Raw genomic sequence first — 16,048 nt, forward strand, 5'->3', positions numbered from 1 at the left:
GCGAAGGGCGCCGAGGGGCGCCCTTTTGCATTTCCGGAGGCTGGTCATGTCACATGGCCGTCATCGCATCCGGCGATCCTGTGCTGCTCTCATCAAAGGATCGCATTCATGAAAAGATACGCATCGCTCGCGGCAGGCCTGTTGCTGCTCATCCTCGGCTCGGCCGCGCAAGCGGAAGACGCTCAGCCCTTCGTCACCAACAAGGACGTCGACCTGACGATGATCCTGCCGCCGCCGCCGGCAAACGATTCGGCGCAGACCAAGGCCGAACTCGGCGAGGTGCTGACGCTGCAGGTGACGCGCACCCCGGAGATGGTCGCCAGCGCGGTGGCCGATGCCGAGGAGAATGTCTGGCGCTTTGCCGACGTCATGGGGCCGAAATTCAACAAGGAAACGCTGCCGAAATTCAGCGCTTTCTTCGATCGCGTGGTGGCTACCGAAGGGGCTGTCGTCGACCCGGCCAAGGATGTCTGGAAGCGCCGGCGCCCGCATCAGCTCAGCGATCTCGTCAAGCCGGCGGTCAAGCTGTCGAGCTCCGGTTCCTGGCCGTCTGGCCATGCCACCGTAGGCACGATGATGGGCATCATCCTGTCCGACATGGTCCCGGAAAAGCGCGCCGAGATCATGGCGCGTGCGGCCGAATACGCCCACAACCGCGAGGTCGGCGGCATCCACTATGCGTCCGACGTCGAGATGGGCAAGATTTCCGGCAGCGTTATTGCCGCGGTCCTGCTCAACCGGGACGACTTCAAGGCTGAATATGAAGTGGCCAGGGCCGAGCTTCGTTCCGATCTCGGCATGTAATCCTCGTCAGCCGGATTTAGACGGGAAGGGGCGCTTAAGGCGCTCCTTTTTTGTTAACGCTCGTGCTCAAGCGAAAGTTCGGCAATTAGTCCGTTGGCATGGCGGCATCAGGTTGATATTCGACGCATCGAACGGTGGCGAGAAGCTCGTCCCGCCATGGCCTTTGGAATTCGATGATGCGGCTCAGCGACTGTCACAACTTTTCCGATTTCCGGCGGATGGCACAGCAGCGGCTGCCCGGGCCGATCTTCAACTACATCGACGGCGCGGCCGACGATGAGGTCACCTATCGCCGCAACACCGAAAGCTTCGAGACCTGCGACCTTGTTCCCAACGTGCTGCGCGGAGTGAGCGAGGTCGACATGTCGGTGACGGTCATGGGCCAGAAGCTGGCGATGCCGTTCTATTGCTCGCCGACCGCCTTGCAGCGCCTGTTCCACCATCAGGGTGAGCGCGCGGTCGCCAGGGCCGCCGCCAAATACGGCACCATGTTCGGCGTCTCCTCGCTTGGCACCGTCAGCCTCGAGGAGGCGCGCGGCATCAGCAGCAGCCCACAGGTCTACCAGTTCTATTTCCACCGGGACCGAGGTCTTAACCGGGCGATGATGCAGCGCGCAAAGGCGGTCGGCGTCGAGGTGATGATGCTGACCGTCGACAGCATCACCGGGGGAAACCGCGAGCGCGACAAACGCACCGGCTTTGCCATTCCCTTCAAGCTCAATCTCGCCGGAATGGCGCAGTTCGCGCTCAAGCCGGCCTGGGCGATCAATTATTTCACCCATGAGGGGTTCAAGCTGCCGCAGCTCGACGAGCATGTCGACATGGGTGGCGGCACGATGTCGATCAGCCGCTACTTCACCGAGATGCTAGACCCGTCGATGACGTGGGACGACGTGGCCGAGATGGTCAAGCTTTGGTCGGGTCCGTTCTGCCTCAAGGGCGTCATATCGGTGGAGGATGCAAGACGCGCCGTCGACATCGGCTGCAGCGGCATTGTGCTGTCGAACCATGGCGGGCGGCAGCTGGATGGCTCGCGGGCGGCGTTCGATCAGCTTGCCGAGATCGTCGACGCCGTTGGCGACAGGATCGACGTCATCATGGATGGCGGCGTGCAGCGCGGCACCCATGTGCTGAAGGCGCTGTCGCTCGGTGCCAAGGCCGTCGGCGTCGGACGCTACTATCTGTTCCCGCTCGCGGCGGCAGGCCAGCCCGGCGTCGAACGGGCGCTTGAGCAGATGCGGGTCGAGATCGAACGCGGCATGAAGCTGATGGGCTGCAGTTCGATCGAACAATTGTCGCGCAAGAACGTCCGTTTCAGGTAATCTCGACCCATGAAATCCTCCCTCGAAGACACATTGCTCGCCGCGATCCGCACCATTCCGGATTATCCCAAGCCCGGCATCCTGTTTCGCGACATCACCACGCTGCTCGGCAATGCGCGCGCCTTCCGCCGCGCCATCGACGAACTGGTGCATCCCTATGCCGGCCAGAAGATCGACAAGATCGCCGGCATCGAGGCACGTGGATTCATCCTTGGCGGCGCCGTCGCCCATCAGCTCTCGGCCGGTTTCGTGCCGATCCGCAAGAAGGGCAAGCTGCCCTACGAAACGGTGCGCGTCGCCTATAGCCTGGAATATGGGCTGGACGAGATGGAGATGCACAAGGACGGCGTTGCTCCGGGCGAGAAGGTGATCCTTGTCGACGATCTGATCGCCACCGGCGGAACGGCTGAAGCCGCGGTCAAACTTCTGCGCCAGATCGGCGCCGACATCCTCGCTGCCTGTTTTGTCATCGACCTGCCGGACCTCGGCGGCCGCGCCAAGCTCGAAGCCCTCGGTGTGCCGGTCAGAACGCTGATAGGGTTCGAAGGACATTGAGGAGTGCTCTCCCTTCTCCTACAAGAAGGGAGAGGGAAAGTGGCGTTACTCGGCCTTCACCAGAACGGCGCTTTCGAACTCGAGCACCTTGTCGCCGGTGGAATCGAAAGCTTCCGAACGCAGCGCCAGCAGCCGCCAGCCGGGGCGTGAGGCGATTGGGCGGTGCGACAGCGCGGTGCGCGTGAAGGTGATGGTTTGCCCGGCATAGACCGGCTTCAGCCATTTCAGGTTCTTGAAGCCGGGCGAGGGACCGAATTCCGGCACTGGACCGGGACCGCTCCACGCAGCGATCTCGGCGTCCATACGGTTTTCCAGATTGAGTTTCATCCAGGTCGCGGCCGTGTGCCAGCCGGACGCGCAGAGGCCGCCGAGCACACTTTTCTTCGCGGCCTCCTCGTCGATATGGAAGATTTGCGGGTCGTACTTACGGGCGAAGGCCTTGATCGCCTCGGGCTCGAATGAGTGCGAGCCGAGCGTGACGGTGGTGCCGATACGGAAGAACTCGTCCAGTGTCATGCTTGGCTCCCCGCGGCATCGCGCGTGAGGAACATGACGGAGTTCTCGAGCTCGAAGACGCTTTCGCCACGCTGGTTGAACAGTTCGCTGCGCATGGTGACGAAGCCGAGTTGCGGCTTCGATTTCGACAGGCGCTTGGCAATAACCATCAGGGTGCCGGTCAGTTGGTCGCCGGCCAGGACCGGCTTCTTCCATTTGACCTGATCGACTCCGGGCGCGCCCTGGCAGGTCGAGTCCAGCAGGAACGCATCGCACAGCATGCGCATGAACATTGCGCAGGTGTGCCAGCCCGACGCTGCCAGCCCGCCGAGGATGCTGGCCTTACCGGCTTCCTCGTCGAGATGCATCGGCTGCGGGTCGAATTCTCCGGCGAATTCGACGATCTCGGCGGCACTCACGAGCTTCGAGCCGAGGTCGATCGATGCGCCCTCGATGAAGTCCTCATAGGCCCATGTTTTTATCTCTGCAGTCATGGTCTGGAATCCGGCTTGTCGACCCACGATCCCCAGGATCGGGGTTTCCGGATGCAGGCCGGCGTTCGTTTGGTCAAGCGATTTCTACTGCGCCAGCCTGTGGCAGCCGATCGACAGGGCCACTCAGAGCCAGCCGCGGCGGCGGAAGTACCAGAAGGGCAGGATCGCCGACAGCACCATCATGGCGATGGCGAAGGGATAGCCAAGCTCCCATTTCAACTCGGGGATGACGTCGAAATTCATGCCGTAGATCGAGGCGACCAAAGTCGGCGGCAGGAAGATGACGGCGGCGACCGAGAAGATCTTGATGATGGCGTTCTGCTCGATCGAGATCATGCCGAGGGTGGCGTCGAGCAGGAAGGAGATCTTCTGCGACAGGAAGGTGGCGTGGTCGGCGAGCGACAGCACATCGCGCGACAGCGTCTTGATGCGCGCCTTGGTGTCCTTGCTCATCTTGGTGCGGGTCGAGGCATGGGCGAAGAAGCCTGCCAGCCGCTGCAGAGAGATCAGGCTGTCGCGGATCGAAGACGCGATGTCCTCCTTGCGGCCGATGGCTTTCAGCAACTCCTGGAAATCACGGTTGCGCTTGGAAACCTTGGTCGACCGCGCCTCGAATATATCGCGCGAGATCGCCTCGATGTCGCGGCCGGCGCGTTCCAGAATGTCGGCGAGACGGTCGACGATCGCCTCCAGCAAGCCGATCAGGATGGTGTCGCCGCTGGTGCAGCCGGTCGCCACCTTCTCGGCGCGCTGCGGAAAGGTCTTGAAGGCCTTCGGCTCGTGGTAGCGCACCGTGATCAGCCTTGTGCCGGCGAGCACGAAGGTGACCGGCGACATCAAGGGATCGTCGACCTCGGTCTGGGCGGGCAGGGTGGCGGTCATGAAGTAGGCGCCGTCCTCGACATAGAGGCGGCTCGAAATCTCGATCTCCTCCATCTCCTCGCGCGTCGGAATGGCAACGCCGAGCCAGCTCTCGATCGTCGCTTCCTCTTCCTTTGTCGGGTTGAACAGGTCCGCCCAGACGATGGTCTCGCTGTTTGCCAGGAGATCGTCGACGACGCGCAGGCGGTCATTGTCCACGACGAAGGCCTTGATCATCGCCTGATATCCCTTGCTGGGGTCAAAGGGTGCGTTCGGATTGACGCGTCGTGTTGGATTGCACGAGACGGACACTTTCGCCGAAAGCGCCGACCGCGTGCCCCAGCCGATTAGACCCGTGATGTGACAAGGTCAAGGCAGGCCATGCCGCCCGCAAAACAGGTCAACGGCAAGTGCTGTCAACGATGCAGAGAGATAGCGGACGGCACATTGCCGCCCGCCATCTTAGGATACGTCTACCGGGAGTTTGGCAGGATCTGGTGCAGCACGATGGCCCAGACGGCGCCGAAGGCGATCGATGAGCCGAGGATGTACTGCACGAGGTCGGGGAGCGTCTTGACGAAATCCGGCGGCGCCAGCGTGGCAAACAGCGCCATCAGGATCGGCAGACCGATGACCAGCATGTTGCGCTCGGTCAGGGGTGTACCGCGCACGACGCGGAAACCGTTCATGGCGATGACGACGCAGAGGACGCCGAAAACGCCGCCGATGACAGGCCCCGGTATCGAGGCGATGACCGCCGAAAGCTTGCCGATCAGCCCGAACAGCACCAGGAAGATGCCGGCGGCGGCAAAGGCGGCGCGGCTGGCAATGCCGGTGATGGCAATGATGCCGGCATTGGACGAATAGCCGGTCACCGGGGTGCTGCACAGCAGCGCGCTGACCAGGCAGCCGAGGCCTTCACCTGTCGCGCCCTTGTCGAGCTGCTCGTCCGACAGCGGCTTGTCGATGACGGCGCCGACGGCGAACCAGGTGCCGGTGGTTTCGGCGAGAACGACGATATAGACGATCAGCATCGTCAGTGTCGCCGACAGCGAGAACGTCACGTCGAGATTGAGGAAGGCGATTCGCGGCATGGAAAACCATGTCGCGTCCGCAACGCCCGCCATGTTCAACTGGCCCATGAAGGCGGCGGCCACGCTGCCTGCCACCAGGGCGATGATCACGGACAGCAGGCGCAGCCAGGCGCCCTTCGCGCCAAGTGCCATGCCGGTCAGCATGCAGCCGACGAGGAAGGCAGCGGCGATAAAAGCGAGGACGATGTTGCCGCCGACCGTGGCGGTGCCGTGGACCGCGAACACGCTCTCCTTGAGCGCCACCGGCATCAAGGCGACGCCGACGACGATGATGATCGCACCGCCGACGATGGGCGGTACGAAGCGGTTGACGAGGCGATGGAAGATTCTTGTCGGCGAACCGAGCAGGATGACCAGTATGGCGCCCGGAATGAGCGCTCCGACCACGGCGGAGAGACCGCCAACGCCGCCGCCTGCTCCGAAGGCGATGGCCAGCACCGCGCCGATCGGGACGAAGGACGGCCCCTGGACGACCGGCAGCCGCATCAAAAGCTGCGACTGGATCAGTGTGGCAATGCCTGCGGCCACGAATGCGGACTGGATAAAGGCGCCGGCATCGCCGACGCTGAAGGCGAGCACCGATGCGATGATAAACGGCACGATGTAGACGTCCATCGCCAGTACATGCTGGAGGCCGAGCAGCGCTGCCTTGCCCCATGGCAGCGGATCGTCCGGTTGGGCAATCAATGTGATCTCTGACGCAACGCGTTCCATGTACCGTTCCCCTTCTGACCCCTCTGGAAATTCCCGCTCGATCATGGGATCAGTCGGTGCCGAAGGACAGCGGCCACAACATTTGCCAACTGTTTTTTTGTAGGCCAAGCAGACCGTTAGCCAAACCGGAGCCGCAATGACGAGAGAACCCTTCACGCTGCTCGGCACCGCCTTCCACACGCCCCAACGCGGCAGGCTGGAGGTGCTGAAGGACCATCTGTTCAGCGTCGATGCACAGGGGCGCATCGCGGAAATGCTGGCGCCGGATCATCGCGAGTACGAGGTCAGGCAGAACGCTGCCCGCCTGGCGGGCACGCTTGTTGAGCTTGCCAATGGCCAATTCCTGCTGCCCGGTCTCATCGACCTGCATATCCATGCGCCGCAATGGCCGCAGATGGGCAAGGCGCTGGATGTGCCGCTCGAAGTCTGGCTGCAGAAATACACCTTTCCGCTCGAAGCCCGCTATGCGGATGTCGATTATGCCCGCGAGGTCTATGCCGATCTGGTCGATAACCTGCTGGCCAACGGAACCACCACGGCGCTCTATTTCGCCACGGTCCATGTTGACGCGAGCCTGGCGCTTGCCGAGACCTGTCTTGAGAAGGGTCAACGCGCGCTCGTCGGCAAGGTGGTGATGGACGATCCAGAGCAGTGTCCACCTTTCTACCGCGATGCCGATGCGGCAAGCGCGGTATCGGACACCAGACGGTTCATCGAGGCGGTCAAGTCGCTGGATCCGCGCGACAGGCCGCTCGTCCAGCCGGCGATCACACCGCGCTTCATCCCAAGCTGCACGGATGCGGCGCTGCAAGGACTCGGCGAGCTGGCAACCGAATTCGGCTGCCACGTGCAGACGCATTGCTCGGAGAGCGACTGGGCAAAGCAGTTCGTCGAGACGCGCTTCGGCCGCACCGATGCGGCAAGCCTTGATGGTTTCGGCCTGCTCACCCGGCATACGATCCTGGCGCATTCGAATTTCATCGATGAGCAGGATATGGACCTCATAGAGGAGAGGGGCGCGGCTGTTGCCCATTGCCCGCTTTCCAATTTCTATTTCGCCAATGCCGCATTTCCGCTGCGCGCAGCACTTGACCGGCACATGCACGTCGGGCTCGGAACCGACATTTCCGGAGGCTACAGCCCGTCACTGTTCGATGGCTGCCGACATGCATTGTCAGCGTCGAGGACGCTGCAAAGCGGTGTGCATGCCGGCCTGCCGCCGGAGCAACGCGGTGCGCCCGGCGAACCCATCACGCACCAGGAGGCGTTCTGGCTGGCGACCGCCGGCGGTGCGGAAGCACTTGATCTGCCGACGGGCAATTTTCGCGTCGGCTATGAGTTTGACGCGCTGCTGATCGACACCAGCGCCAGGGCATCGAACATCCACATCGGCATGGCCGACGATACGCTTGAGGAGATGTTCCAGAAGATCGTGCTCAACGTAGCGCGGGCCAACATCGCCACGGTCTGGGTGAGTGGCCGGAGGGTAGTTGGGCAATAGCTGGTTTCCCGGGCTAGCCGGAGAGGGCGCTGATCACGCCGCCACGGCGGCGTGACATCCGTCACATCAGGTGTTGAATTTGAACAACAGCACGTCGCCGTCCTGGACGACATATTCCTTGCCTTCGTCGCGCGCCTTGCCGGCTTCCTTGGCCGCCACTTCGCCGCCCAGTGTGACGAAGTCGTTGTAGGAGATGGTCTGGGCGCGGATGAAGCCGCGCTCGAAATCGGTGTGGATGACACCGGCGGCCTGTGGCGCTTTGTCGCCCTTGTGGATGGTCCAGGCGCGCGTCTCCTTCGGCCCGGCGGTGAAATAGGTGATGAGATGCAACAGGTCGTAGCCGGCGCGAATGACCCTGTTCAGGCCGGGTTCGTCGAGGCCCAGCGAGGACAGGAATTCCATTTCTTCCTCGTCGGAGAGCTGGGCGACTTCCGCCTCGATCGCCGCCGAGATCACCACGGTGCCGGCGCCTTGGGCGGTGGCCATGTTTTCCACGGCACTGGTGTGCTCGTTGCCGGTGGCGGCGTCGGCCTCGGCGACATTGCAGACATAGAGCACGGGATGCGAGGTCAGAAGGTTCAAGCCCTGCAGGATGCGCAAATCTTCGGGCGAAATACCCTTGAGCAGAATGCGGGTCGGCTTGCCGGCCTGCAGCAGTTCGAGCGCTGCCTCCATCAGCGGCAGCACGGTCGTCGCTTCCTTGTCCTTGCTGCCGGCGCGCTTGCGGAATTGCACGATGCGGCGTTCGAGGCTGTCGAGGTCGGCGAGCATCAGCTCGGTCTCGACCGTCTCGGCATCGGCGACGGGGTCGATGCGGCCCTCGACATGGGTGATGTCGTCATCCTCGAAGCAGCGCAGCACATGCACGATGGCGTCGACCTCACGGATGTTGGCGAGAAACTGGTTGCCCAGCCCTTCGCCCTTCGAGGCACCGCGCACCAGACCGGCAATGTCGACGAAGGATATGCGGGTCGGGATGATCTCCTTCGACTTGGCGATCGCGGCGATCTTCTGCAGGCGCGGATCTGGCACCGCCACCTCGCCGGTGTTCGGTTCGATGGTGCAGAATGGATAGTTGGCGGCTTGCGCCGCAGCCGTTCTGGTCAACGCGTTGAAAAGCGTCGACTTGCCGACGTTGGGCAAGCCAACGATGCCGCATTTGAAACCCATTTTTGTTCGGTCCTATCGGGAAAATAGAAATTTGATCAGGGCTATGGGCGATAGGGGTGATCAACGTCAAGCCCTTCGGTCCCCTTGATGCTCAGTCCTTGCCGCCGAACAGCTTCTTTAGCATGGCGGCCATTGGACCGCTTTCCGGCAGCTTGGCTGGCACCTGCTGCGGCCGTGCCTGGCGGACGTGACTTTGCTGCTTCTGCGCCGGCTGCTTCGGTGCCGGCTTTTCCGGTTGCGAGCCGGCCTTGCCCTGGACGGCGAGGCTGGTCTTGTTCATGAAGCCGGACTCGTCGCCCTTGGCGATCATGGCGGCGTTGTCGGCGATCGCGTCGAGCAGCGGTTCGAGCCATTCGCGGTCGGCCTTGTCGAAATCGCCGAGCACATGGTGCTGGACCATTTCCTTGACGCCGGGATGGCCGACGCCGATGCGTACGCGGCGATAGGCGTTGCCGACATGGCCGTCGATCGAGCGAATGCCGTTATGGCCGCCGGCACCGCCGCCAGTCTTTATGCGCAGCTTGCCTTCGGCAAGGTCGATCTCGTCATAGAAGACGGTGAGCGCGGAAAGCTCGAGCTTGTAGAAGCGCAGTGCTTCGCCGACCGACTGGCCGGACAGGTTCATGAAGGTCTGCGGCTTGATCAGGACGATCTTTTCGTCGCCAAGCGTGCCCTCGGAAATCAGGCCCTGGAATTTCTTCGTCCAGGGCGAAAAGGAATGGCGGCGGGCGATTGCGTCCGCCGCCATGAAACCGACATTGTGGCGGTTGCTGGCGTATTTCGCGCCCGGATTGCCGAGGCCTGCAAAGACAAGCATCGTCTGCTCCGGGCGGGAAAGAGTTACTTCTCTTCGGCGGCAGGAGCCGCTTCGGGTGCAGCCACTTCAGCCGTCTCTTCCGTCTCCGGCTTCATCGCCGACGAACCGGCAATGGTCGCGATGGTGAAGTCGCGGTCGGAGATCACAGGCTTGACGCCAGCCGGCAGCTTGACCGCCGAGATGTGGATCGAGTCGCCGATGTTGGCGCCGGTGAGATCGACGGTGATGAATTCCGGGATCGCATTGGCCGGGCAGTGGAACTCGACTTCGTGACGCACGATGTTGAGCACGCCGCCGCGCTTGATGCCGGGCGACTTGTCCTCGTTGATGAAGTGGACAGGCACGTCGACATTGACCTGGGTGTCCTTGCCGATGCGCAGGAAGTCGACATGGACAGGGAAATCCTTGACCGGGTCGAGCTGGAAGTCCTTCGGCAGGACCTGGATCTTCTTGCCGTCGACATCGATCGTGGCGATCGTGGTCAGGAACCCGCCGCCATGGATCTTGTAATAGATGTCCTTGTAGGTGAGCGCGATAGCCAGGGGAGGCTGCTTGTCACCATAGATTACTGCAGGCACTTTACCGTTGCGGCGAACTGCACGGGCGGACCCCTTACCGACCTGTTCGCGTGCTTCGGCCTTGAGCTCGTAAGTGTCGTGGCTCATGGCATTTCCTTTCGGTTTACTGGAGCGCTCACGGTTGGCAGAGTGCCTGGACCGTAAACGTCGAAAGCCGACATACCCACGCATGATCTGGTCCGAAAACCGGAATCCACTTTTCGGGATCATGCGGGAAGGCGGCCTTCCGCCGCGTTGCCTCCAAGGGTGTCTACGCGGGTGGCGGCTCTATAGCGGAAGGCGGCCGGAGGTGCAAGCCAAAGGCACGCCCGGCCCGGTGCAGTCCAGGCGGGTGCTATCCGCGCTTTTCAATGACGGCATAGAGCACGTTGCGGTTCTCGCCGAAGAACACCTGCGCCTCGACGGCGTTGCGGTCGACACTGGCATTGACGATGTTCCACATATCGACCTCCGACCGCAGCAGCAACACCCAGTCCATGAATGTCTCCCGGTAGCCGGCGTCAGGCGTGCCCTCGGCGTAGTTAGCAAACAGGAACGTCCCGTTCGGCTTCAACATCTGCAGGCAGGTCTTCGTGAGTTTCACCGCGACGTTGTGGGCGAGGTAGTCATAAAGGCCGGAGGCATAGACGAAATCGAACTTGCCGAGCTTGTGGCCTCGCGTGAGCACGGTCCGCACCGAGCCGTCGATGGCTTCGACCGCGGTGCCCTGGAAATCGCGCGCGATCAGCCCAACGCTCTGGGGATCCTGATCGAGCGCAACCCAACGCTTGAGACGGCCCTCCGCCAAGGCGACCGAACGATTGGCTTCCCGCAAATGGCCGGCCGCGATCGCCAGGACCTCGGTTTCCGGTCCGTTCTTGGTTGCGATCTGATCGACGTATCGGGTCAAGAGATCGCGCCGCTCCCGCGCGGCGACGCATGACGGTACGTTCTGGGTATGGCTGTACAGGGCCTTGCCGACCTCCGAGGCGCTGGCCACGCTCTCTGCCACATGCGGATCGCAATAAATGTAATCAAGCAACTGCGCGTCGCCGGAATAGCCCCTGGGCTTGGTGAAGGACCAGTGCGTCAGCGGATCCTGGAGAAAATACTTCAGGATCGGATGGTTCTGCGCCACCGGTATCAACGCATGCCAGACGTCGGGATGAACCTTGGAATGCAGGCCATTGAGGAAGGACAGCAAGCGACCGACGATCTCGGCGGGGTTCTTGTCCTGTTCGATCTGCTGCTGTGTCGCGTGGAGAATGAGCACCAGCTCCGCGCGCGCGGTTTCGAACGCCTCGCCATGATGCTCGAGCTTTCCCCGAGGCAGCGTGCCGGCGAGCATCTCGGCAGTAATCAAGCTTTTGCCATCAAGAACGGTCTGCACGCCATCACTCCATAGTTAACAGTCGGTTAACTTATTGCGTAGAATGCTCCCTTTGCCAATGTCGGGCCAACGGCATTTTATCTTTATGATTAATTTCCCGCAAACCATGTTCCTCTTTAGACGGCTTCCGGCCCGAATTCCGGGTTCGAGTTAACGGAAACTTGTCTTGCCCGATTGCATTTGTTTGCCCGGCGTCGCAATCGCCGTCGCGTCCTAAGGAGCCGGCCCGCGTGGGGGCAGAAGCTGGAAATGAGTTCGGAAAACAAAATCCCTTTCAAACGGGGTCTATTGTGATGAACGAACACCTGTCATCCGTGTTGGTCGATGCGGTTGATGCGGAGCCGTACGAGCCGCGCTATGAACTGAGCGCCGACGAGCTCCGCACCCTTTACCGCACCGAAGCGCAGGCGACGCGAAGAGGAGAAGCCAGGCCAGGGCTTTGGATCGCGGTTGCCATCTATCTCTTGTTTTCGGCAACCGATCTGCTGCTGATCCCGGATGTTGCGGCCTACACGATCACGGCGCGCTTCGCGGTCGGCTTGAGCGCGCTTTTGATCCTCGAAGCACAGCTTCGCCGGGGGATTGGAACGGAATGGCTCGACGTGACCTGTGCCGGAGCCATCATCTTCGGCTATGTTGGTTGGTTGTGCCCAGCGGTTCTTGGCGCGGACAAGGAAAGCGTCTCCTACTATATGGTCTTCGGGACCATATTCATGATGAGCGCAAACCTTTTCTTTACGTTCAATTTCAAGCTTTCCATCGTAACTTCCGCAATAATATTGTGCATACTTTACATCGTGAATTATTTCGTTCCTTCAACCCTTACATACAAAATGGTATTCGGGGCTTTCTATATATCCTGTTTCACGTTCACCTCGTATGTGAACTGGAAGCTGAATGAGGAACGCTACAACGTCTTCCTGAATGCCCTGGAAGCCAAGATCCAGCACAATGAGGCGACCGAACGCGGCAAGGCCCTGCTGAGATTGTCGCGGACCGATCCGCTGACAGGTCTGGAGAACAGGCGCGCGATCGACGAGAAGCTGCGGGACTATTGGAGCGATTGGCAAAAGGTCGGCACCAGTTTCGGGGCAATCCTCATCGACGTGGACTTCTTCAAGAAATTCAACGACTGCTACGGCCATCAGGAAGGCGACCGCTGCCTGATCCATGTCGCCAATGCCCTTAGCGATATGATCAAACAATACAATGGCTCCATCGGCCGCTATGGCGGTGAAGAGTTCATCGTCCTGGCTCGCATGGAGAAAAAAGAGCAGATCCTGGACATCGCGGAAGCCATTTGCAGCACGGTGGAGAACCTGGCGCTGACGCACGAACTGCGGCGCGACGGCGTCTCGATCGTAACCGTGAGCGTTGGCGCGGCATTCACCAGGACGCAGACCGGGGCCAAGCTGGAGAAGATCATCCACGAGGCCGATCGCGCGCTTTATCTGGCAAAAGCCGGTGGCCGAAACTGTGCCCGGCTGTTCGACCCAACCGATCCGCAAAGCAGCGACGAGAGCGAGAACATTGCGGCCTTGCTGAAGATCGCGATCGGCCAGAATCTCGTTTCACTCGTTTATCAGCCCATCCAGGATGTCAAATCGGACCGGGTTGAAGCGGTAGAGGCTCTGATGCGCCTGAAGATGCTGGACGGTACATCGGTTCCGCCGAGCCTGTTCATTCCCGTCGCCGAGCGAACCGGCGCGATCCTGGAACTCGGGCGCTGGGCGATAAGGACGGTGTGCGCCGAGCTCCTGGCGGATGACCACGTCCGTGTCGTCAGTGTCAACGTCTCCCCGATCCAGCTCAAGACACCGGGCTTCGCAACGTCTGTTGCGACCATTCTGGGCGAGACCCGCGTCGCCGGCAGCAGACTGGCCTTCGAGATCACCGAAGGGCTGGAGATGGAGATGCATTCGGACATCCTGCGCTGCATCAGCGACCTGAAGCTGCTCGGGATCAAGATATGGCTCGATGATTTCGGGACGGGCTTCGCGGGCCTTTCGTGGCTTCGCCTGATCGATTTCGATACGGTGAAGATCGACCGCTCGTTTCTTCACGACTGCAGCTCCCCGAGCGGCAAGGCAATGCTACAGGACATTATCACCCTGGTCCGAAATCGCGGCCACAAGATCCTGGTCGAAGGGGTGGAAACCGACGAGCAGATGGTCTTGATGCGCGAATTCGGCATAGACAAGATCCAGGGCTTCCATGTCGGCCGCCCCGCTCCCGCCGTCAGTTTCCAGGCAAAGCGGGCCATGCGCAAACGGTCATTTGCCGTGCTTAAGTCCGCATGATGACGTGTGGGCGGTGGCATTTGGCTTAGAGCTTAGGCCGCTATTTGGCCGCGACGGGCCAAAAGCCGAAGTCTAGCTGACTTCACCTGAGCGCCGCGCCGGCTTCCAGTTTCTGGCCTGCTTCATATCGGCAGGAACACCGTCAGCGGGCTGAGCCGCGGCGGATGTCGAGACGCGGCCCGGCACCAAAGACGACCACGTGGAGAAGGCCGGCGCCAGATCAGCCCGACCATCGCCGTCAGGATCATCGCACCATCCGCTTGGCGGACCGGGTCAAGATCGCCACCGGCGGCAAGGTGATTGCGTCTACTTTTTCCTGATGGGGATCTCGCGCAAAACACCTTGCTTCCGCGAAACGGCTCGATCGAGGAATGCTATTCCCTAGATTAGTCTATTAAAACCATATATTTACTTTGATATTTGGCTCCCGGCCCTACCCTGCCAGCTCAACCACGATTGCTTGCAGGATTCCGGAACCGACAATGAGCAAGACCATCCGCTTCAATGCCTTCGAAATGAACTGCGTCGGTCACCAGTCGCCCGGCCTCTGGCGCCACCCGCGTGACCGGTCCTGGGACTACAAGGATCTGGAGTATTGGACAGATCTCGCCAGGCTTTTGGAGGCCGGATTCTTCGACTCCGTCTTCATCGCCGATGTGATCGGCTATTATGATGTCTACAAGGGCAACCTCGACAATGCGTTGCTGCAAGGCGTGCAAATCCCGGTGAACGATCCGTTGCAGCTCGCCAACCCGATCGCCTTGGCCACCAAACATCTCGGCATCGGCATCACGGCTTCGACGAGCTTTGAGCATCCCTACACCTTCGCACGCCGCCTCTCGACGGCGGATCACCATACCAAGGGCCGTATCGGCTGGAACATCGTCACGTCCTATCTGGAGAGCGGGGCCAAGAACATCGGCCAGGGCGGGCTGCGCAGCCACGACAATCGTTATGACGTTGCAACCGAATATATCGAAGTCCTCTACAAGCTGTTCGAGGGCAGTTGGGAAGAGGGAGCCGTGCTGCGCGACAAGGAGCGCGGGATATTTGCCGATCCGACAAAAATCCACGAGATCGGCCACAAGGGAAAATATTTCGATGTGCCGGGCTTTCACCTATGCGAACCTTCGCCACAGCGCACGCCCGTTCTCTTCCAGGCCGGCGCCTCGGGTGCCGGCAAGCAGTTCGCCGCCGGCCACGCCGAATGCGTGTTCATCTCGACGCCTCTGAAGGATGCCACCCGCGCCTATGTCGCGGAAATCCGCAAGCGCGCCGCCGAGCAGGGTCGCGATCCGAAAAAGGTGCTGATCTATGCGATGGCAACCATCATCGTCGATGAAACCGACGAAAAGGCACGGGCTAAATATCAGGATTACGCGAACCACGCCTCCTATGACGGCGCCTTGGTCCTGATGTCTGGCTGGACCGGCATCGATTTCGGACACTACAAACCGACGGATACGGTCAAGAAGGTCAAGACAAACGCGATCATCTCCGCCGTCGAGCATCTGGCCGGAGGCGACAAGGTCTGGTCCATCGAAGAGCTTGCAAAATGGGGCGGCATTGGCGGTCTCGGGCCGCTTTTCGTGGGATCGCCATCGACGATCGCCGATCTTCTGCAGGAGTGGGTCGAGGAAACCGACATCGACGGCTTCAACCTGGCTTATGCGCTGGCGCATGACAGCTTTGCCGACGTCATCGGATACGTCGTGCCGGAACTGCAGAAGCGCGGGGTCTACGCGACGCAGTATCGCGAGGGCACACTGCGCGAAAAGCTGTTCGGCGAAGGCCCCTATCTGCCGGCAAACCATCCGGCCCATCGCTTCCGCGACATCGAACGCGTCAAGCGCGACGAGGCCGCGGCGCAATCAACCTTGACCGAAGGGCATGCCCGCCAATCCGAACCGGCCTGACATCATCCCTGCACGGCGCCGGAGGGAAAGCGGCCCGCGCCGCCGGACCGTCGGACTT

At 61.3% G+C, this 16,048-nt stretch carries 14 protein-coding genes; 6 read left to right on the top strand and 8 right to left on the bottom strand.

All coding sequences use genetic code 11. The features are described 5' to 3' along the window. The first annotated feature begins 108 nt into the window (after positions 1-108). The 3 genes from NKH06_RS12595 to NKH06_RS12605 all read left to right on the top strand — a co-directional run bounded on the left by NKH06_RS12595 (position 109) and on the right by NKH06_RS12605 (position 2,681). The gene (locus NKH06_RS12595) at positions 109-804 is read left to right on the top strand and encodes an acid phosphatase (RefSeq protein ID WP_352893201.1); all 696 of its coding nucleotides are present in this window, start codon (positions 109-111) and stop codon (positions 802-804) included. A gap of 176 nt (positions 805-980) precedes the next feature. Further along, positions 981-2,126 (top strand): alpha-hydroxy acid oxidase, encoded by a 1,146-nt coding sequence (locus NKH06_RS12600; protein ID WP_023809835.1) that lies wholly within the window; start codon positions 981-983, stop codon positions 2,124-2,126. Positions 2,127-2,135: 9 nt separating this feature from the next. Continuing rightward, positions 2,136-2,681: an adenine phosphoribosyltransferase gene (locus tag NKH06_RS12605; RefSeq protein ID WP_013529989.1), complete on the top strand. Its 546-nt coding sequence runs from the start codon at positions 2,136-2,138 to the stop codon at positions 2,679-2,681. A gap of 45 nt (positions 2,682-2,726) precedes the next feature. Here the strand turns inward: NKH06_RS12605 and NKH06_RS12610 are convergent, their stop codons facing one another. The 4 genes from NKH06_RS12610 to NKH06_RS12625 all read right to left on the bottom strand — a co-directional run bounded on the left by NKH06_RS12610 (position 2,727) and on the right by NKH06_RS12625 (position 6,339). Continuing rightward, on the bottom strand, positions 2,727-3,197 hold the full coding sequence (locus NKH06_RS12610; RefSeq protein ID WP_023809834.1) for a MaoC family dehydratase: 471 nt from the start codon (positions 3,195-3,197) through the stop codon (positions 2,727-2,729). Next, positions 3,194-3,670: a MaoC family dehydratase gene (locus NKH06_RS12615; protein WP_023809833.1), complete on the bottom strand. Its 477-nt coding sequence runs from the start codon at positions 3,668-3,670 to the stop codon at positions 3,194-3,196. The genes NKH06_RS12610 and NKH06_RS12615 overlap by 4 nt, the downstream gene beginning before the upstream one ends. Positions 3,671-3,793: 123 nt before the next feature. Further along, on the bottom strand, positions 3,794-4,768 hold the full coding sequence (gene corA, locus NKH06_RS12620) for a magnesium/cobalt transporter CorA (RefSeq protein WP_023809832.1): 975 nt from the start codon (positions 4,766-4,768) through the stop codon (positions 3,794-3,796). Between the two features lie 236 nt (positions 4,769-5,004). Further along, positions 5,005-6,339 (bottom strand): uracil-xanthine permease family protein, encoded by a 1,335-nt coding sequence (locus tag NKH06_RS12625; RefSeq protein WP_023809831.1) that lies wholly within the window; start codon positions 6,337-6,339, stop codon positions 5,005-5,007. 136 nt (positions 6,340-6,475) lie between these two features. Between NKH06_RS12625 and guaD the strand changes: the two genes are divergently transcribed. Beyond that, a complete protein-coding gene (gene guaD, locus NKH06_RS12630; protein WP_128303756.1) occupies positions 6,476-7,840 on the top strand; it encodes a guanine deaminase in 1,365 nt (454 codons plus the stop codon). Positions 7,841-7,906: 66 nt separating this feature from the next. Here guaD and ychF read toward each other — a convergent pair whose 3' ends face one another. The 4 genes from ychF to NKH06_RS12650 all read right to left on the bottom strand — a co-directional run bounded on the left by ychF (position 7,907) and on the right by NKH06_RS12650 (position 11,774). After that, on the bottom strand, positions 7,907-9,010 hold the full coding sequence (gene ychF, locus NKH06_RS12635; RefSeq protein ID WP_352893207.1) for a redox-regulated ATPase YchF: 1,104 nt from the start codon (positions 9,008-9,010) through the stop codon (positions 7,907-7,909). Between the two features lie 91 nt (positions 9,011-9,101). Then, positions 9,102-9,827, bottom strand: coding sequence for an aminoacyl-tRNA hydrolase (pth, locus tag NKH06_RS12640; RefSeq protein WP_352893209.1), 726 nt, complete (start codon positions 9,825-9,827; stop codon positions 9,102-9,104). 23 nt (positions 9,828-9,850) lie between these two features. Then, positions 9,851-10,492: a 50S ribosomal protein L25/general stress protein Ctc gene (locus NKH06_RS12645; protein ID WP_127412967.1), complete on the bottom strand. Its 642-nt coding sequence runs from the start codon at positions 10,490-10,492 to the stop codon at positions 9,851-9,853. Between the two features lie 247 nt (positions 10,493-10,739). After that, positions 10,740-11,774, bottom strand: a complete 1,035-nt coding sequence (locus tag NKH06_RS12650; protein ID WP_352553452.1) for a class I SAM-dependent methyltransferase — start codon at positions 11,772-11,774, stop codon at positions 10,740-10,742. Positions 11,775-12,067: 293 nt separating this feature from the next. On the opposite strand from NKH06_RS12650, the gene NKH06_RS12655 reads away from it, so the two are divergent. Together NKH06_RS12655 and NKH06_RS12660 are read left to right on the top strand one after the other, a co-directional pair. After that, positions 12,068-14,074, top strand: coding sequence for a putative bifunctional diguanylate cyclase/phosphodiesterase (locus NKH06_RS12655; RefSeq protein WP_352891746.1), 2,007 nt, complete (start codon positions 12,068-12,070; stop codon positions 14,072-14,074). 482 nt (positions 14,075-14,556) lie between these two features. Beyond that, positions 14,557-15,990, top strand: coding sequence for an LLM class flavin-dependent oxidoreductase (locus NKH06_RS12660; protein ID WP_352893213.1), 1,434 nt, complete (start codon positions 14,557-14,559; stop codon positions 15,988-15,990). Positions 15,991-16,048 lie beyond the last annotated feature (58 nt).

The organism is Mesorhizobium sp. M1342, from assembly GCF_040317955.1.
Classification (GTDB): Bacteria; Pseudomonadota; Alphaproteobacteria; order Rhizobiales; family Rhizobiaceae; genus Mesorhizobium.

Excerpts from the sequence above, each read along its gene's own strand:
- NKH06_RS12610 (WP_023809834.1), bottom strand. The coding sequence starts at position 3,197 with ATGACACTGGACGAGTTCTTCCGTATCGGCACCACCGTCACGCTCGGC.
- pth (WP_352893209.1), bottom strand. The coding sequence starts at position 9,827 with ATGCTTGTCTTTGCAGGCCTCGGCAATCCGGGCGCGAAATACGCCAGC.
- NKH06_RS12600 (WP_023809835.1), top strand. The coding sequence starts at position 981 with ATGCGGCTCAGCGACTGTCACAACTTTTCCGATTTCCGGCGGATGGCA.
- guaD (WP_128303756.1), top strand. The coding sequence starts at position 6,476 with ATGACGAGAGAACCCTTCACGCTGCTCGGCACCGCCTTCCACACGCCC.
- NKH06_RS12645 (WP_127412967.1), bottom strand. The coding sequence starts at position 10,492 with ATGAGCCACGACACTTACGAGCTCAAGGCCGAAGCACGCGAACAGGTC.
- NKH06_RS12660 (WP_352893213.1), top strand. The coding sequence starts at position 14,557 with ATGAGCAAGACCATCCGCTTCAATGCCTTCGAAATGAACTGCGTCGGT.
- NKH06_RS12655 (WP_352891746.1), top strand. The coding sequence starts at position 12,068 with ATGAACGAACACCTGTCATCCGTGTTGGTCGATGCGGTTGATGCGGAG.
- NKH06_RS12625 (WP_023809831.1), bottom strand. The coding sequence starts at position 6,339 with ATGGAACGCGTTGCGTCAGAGATCACATTGATTGCCCAACCGGACGAT.
- ychF (WP_352893207.1), bottom strand. The coding sequence starts at position 9,010 with ATGGGTTTCAAATGCGGCATCGTTGGCTTGCCCAACGTCGGCAAGTCG.
- NKH06_RS12595 (WP_352893201.1), top strand. The coding sequence starts at position 109 with ATGAAAAGATACGCATCGCTCGCGGCAGGCCTGTTGCTGCTCATCCTC.
- NKH06_RS12605 (WP_013529989.1), top strand. The coding sequence starts at position 2,136 with ATGAAATCCTCCCTCGAAGACACATTGCTCGCCGCGATCCGCACCATT.
- corA (WP_023809832.1), bottom strand. The coding sequence starts at position 4,768 with ATGATCAAGGCCTTCGTCGTGGACAATGACCGCCTGCGCGTCGTCGAC.
- NKH06_RS12615 (WP_023809833.1), bottom strand. The coding sequence starts at position 3,670 with ATGACTGCAGAGATAAAAACATGGGCCTATGAGGACTTCATCGAGGGC.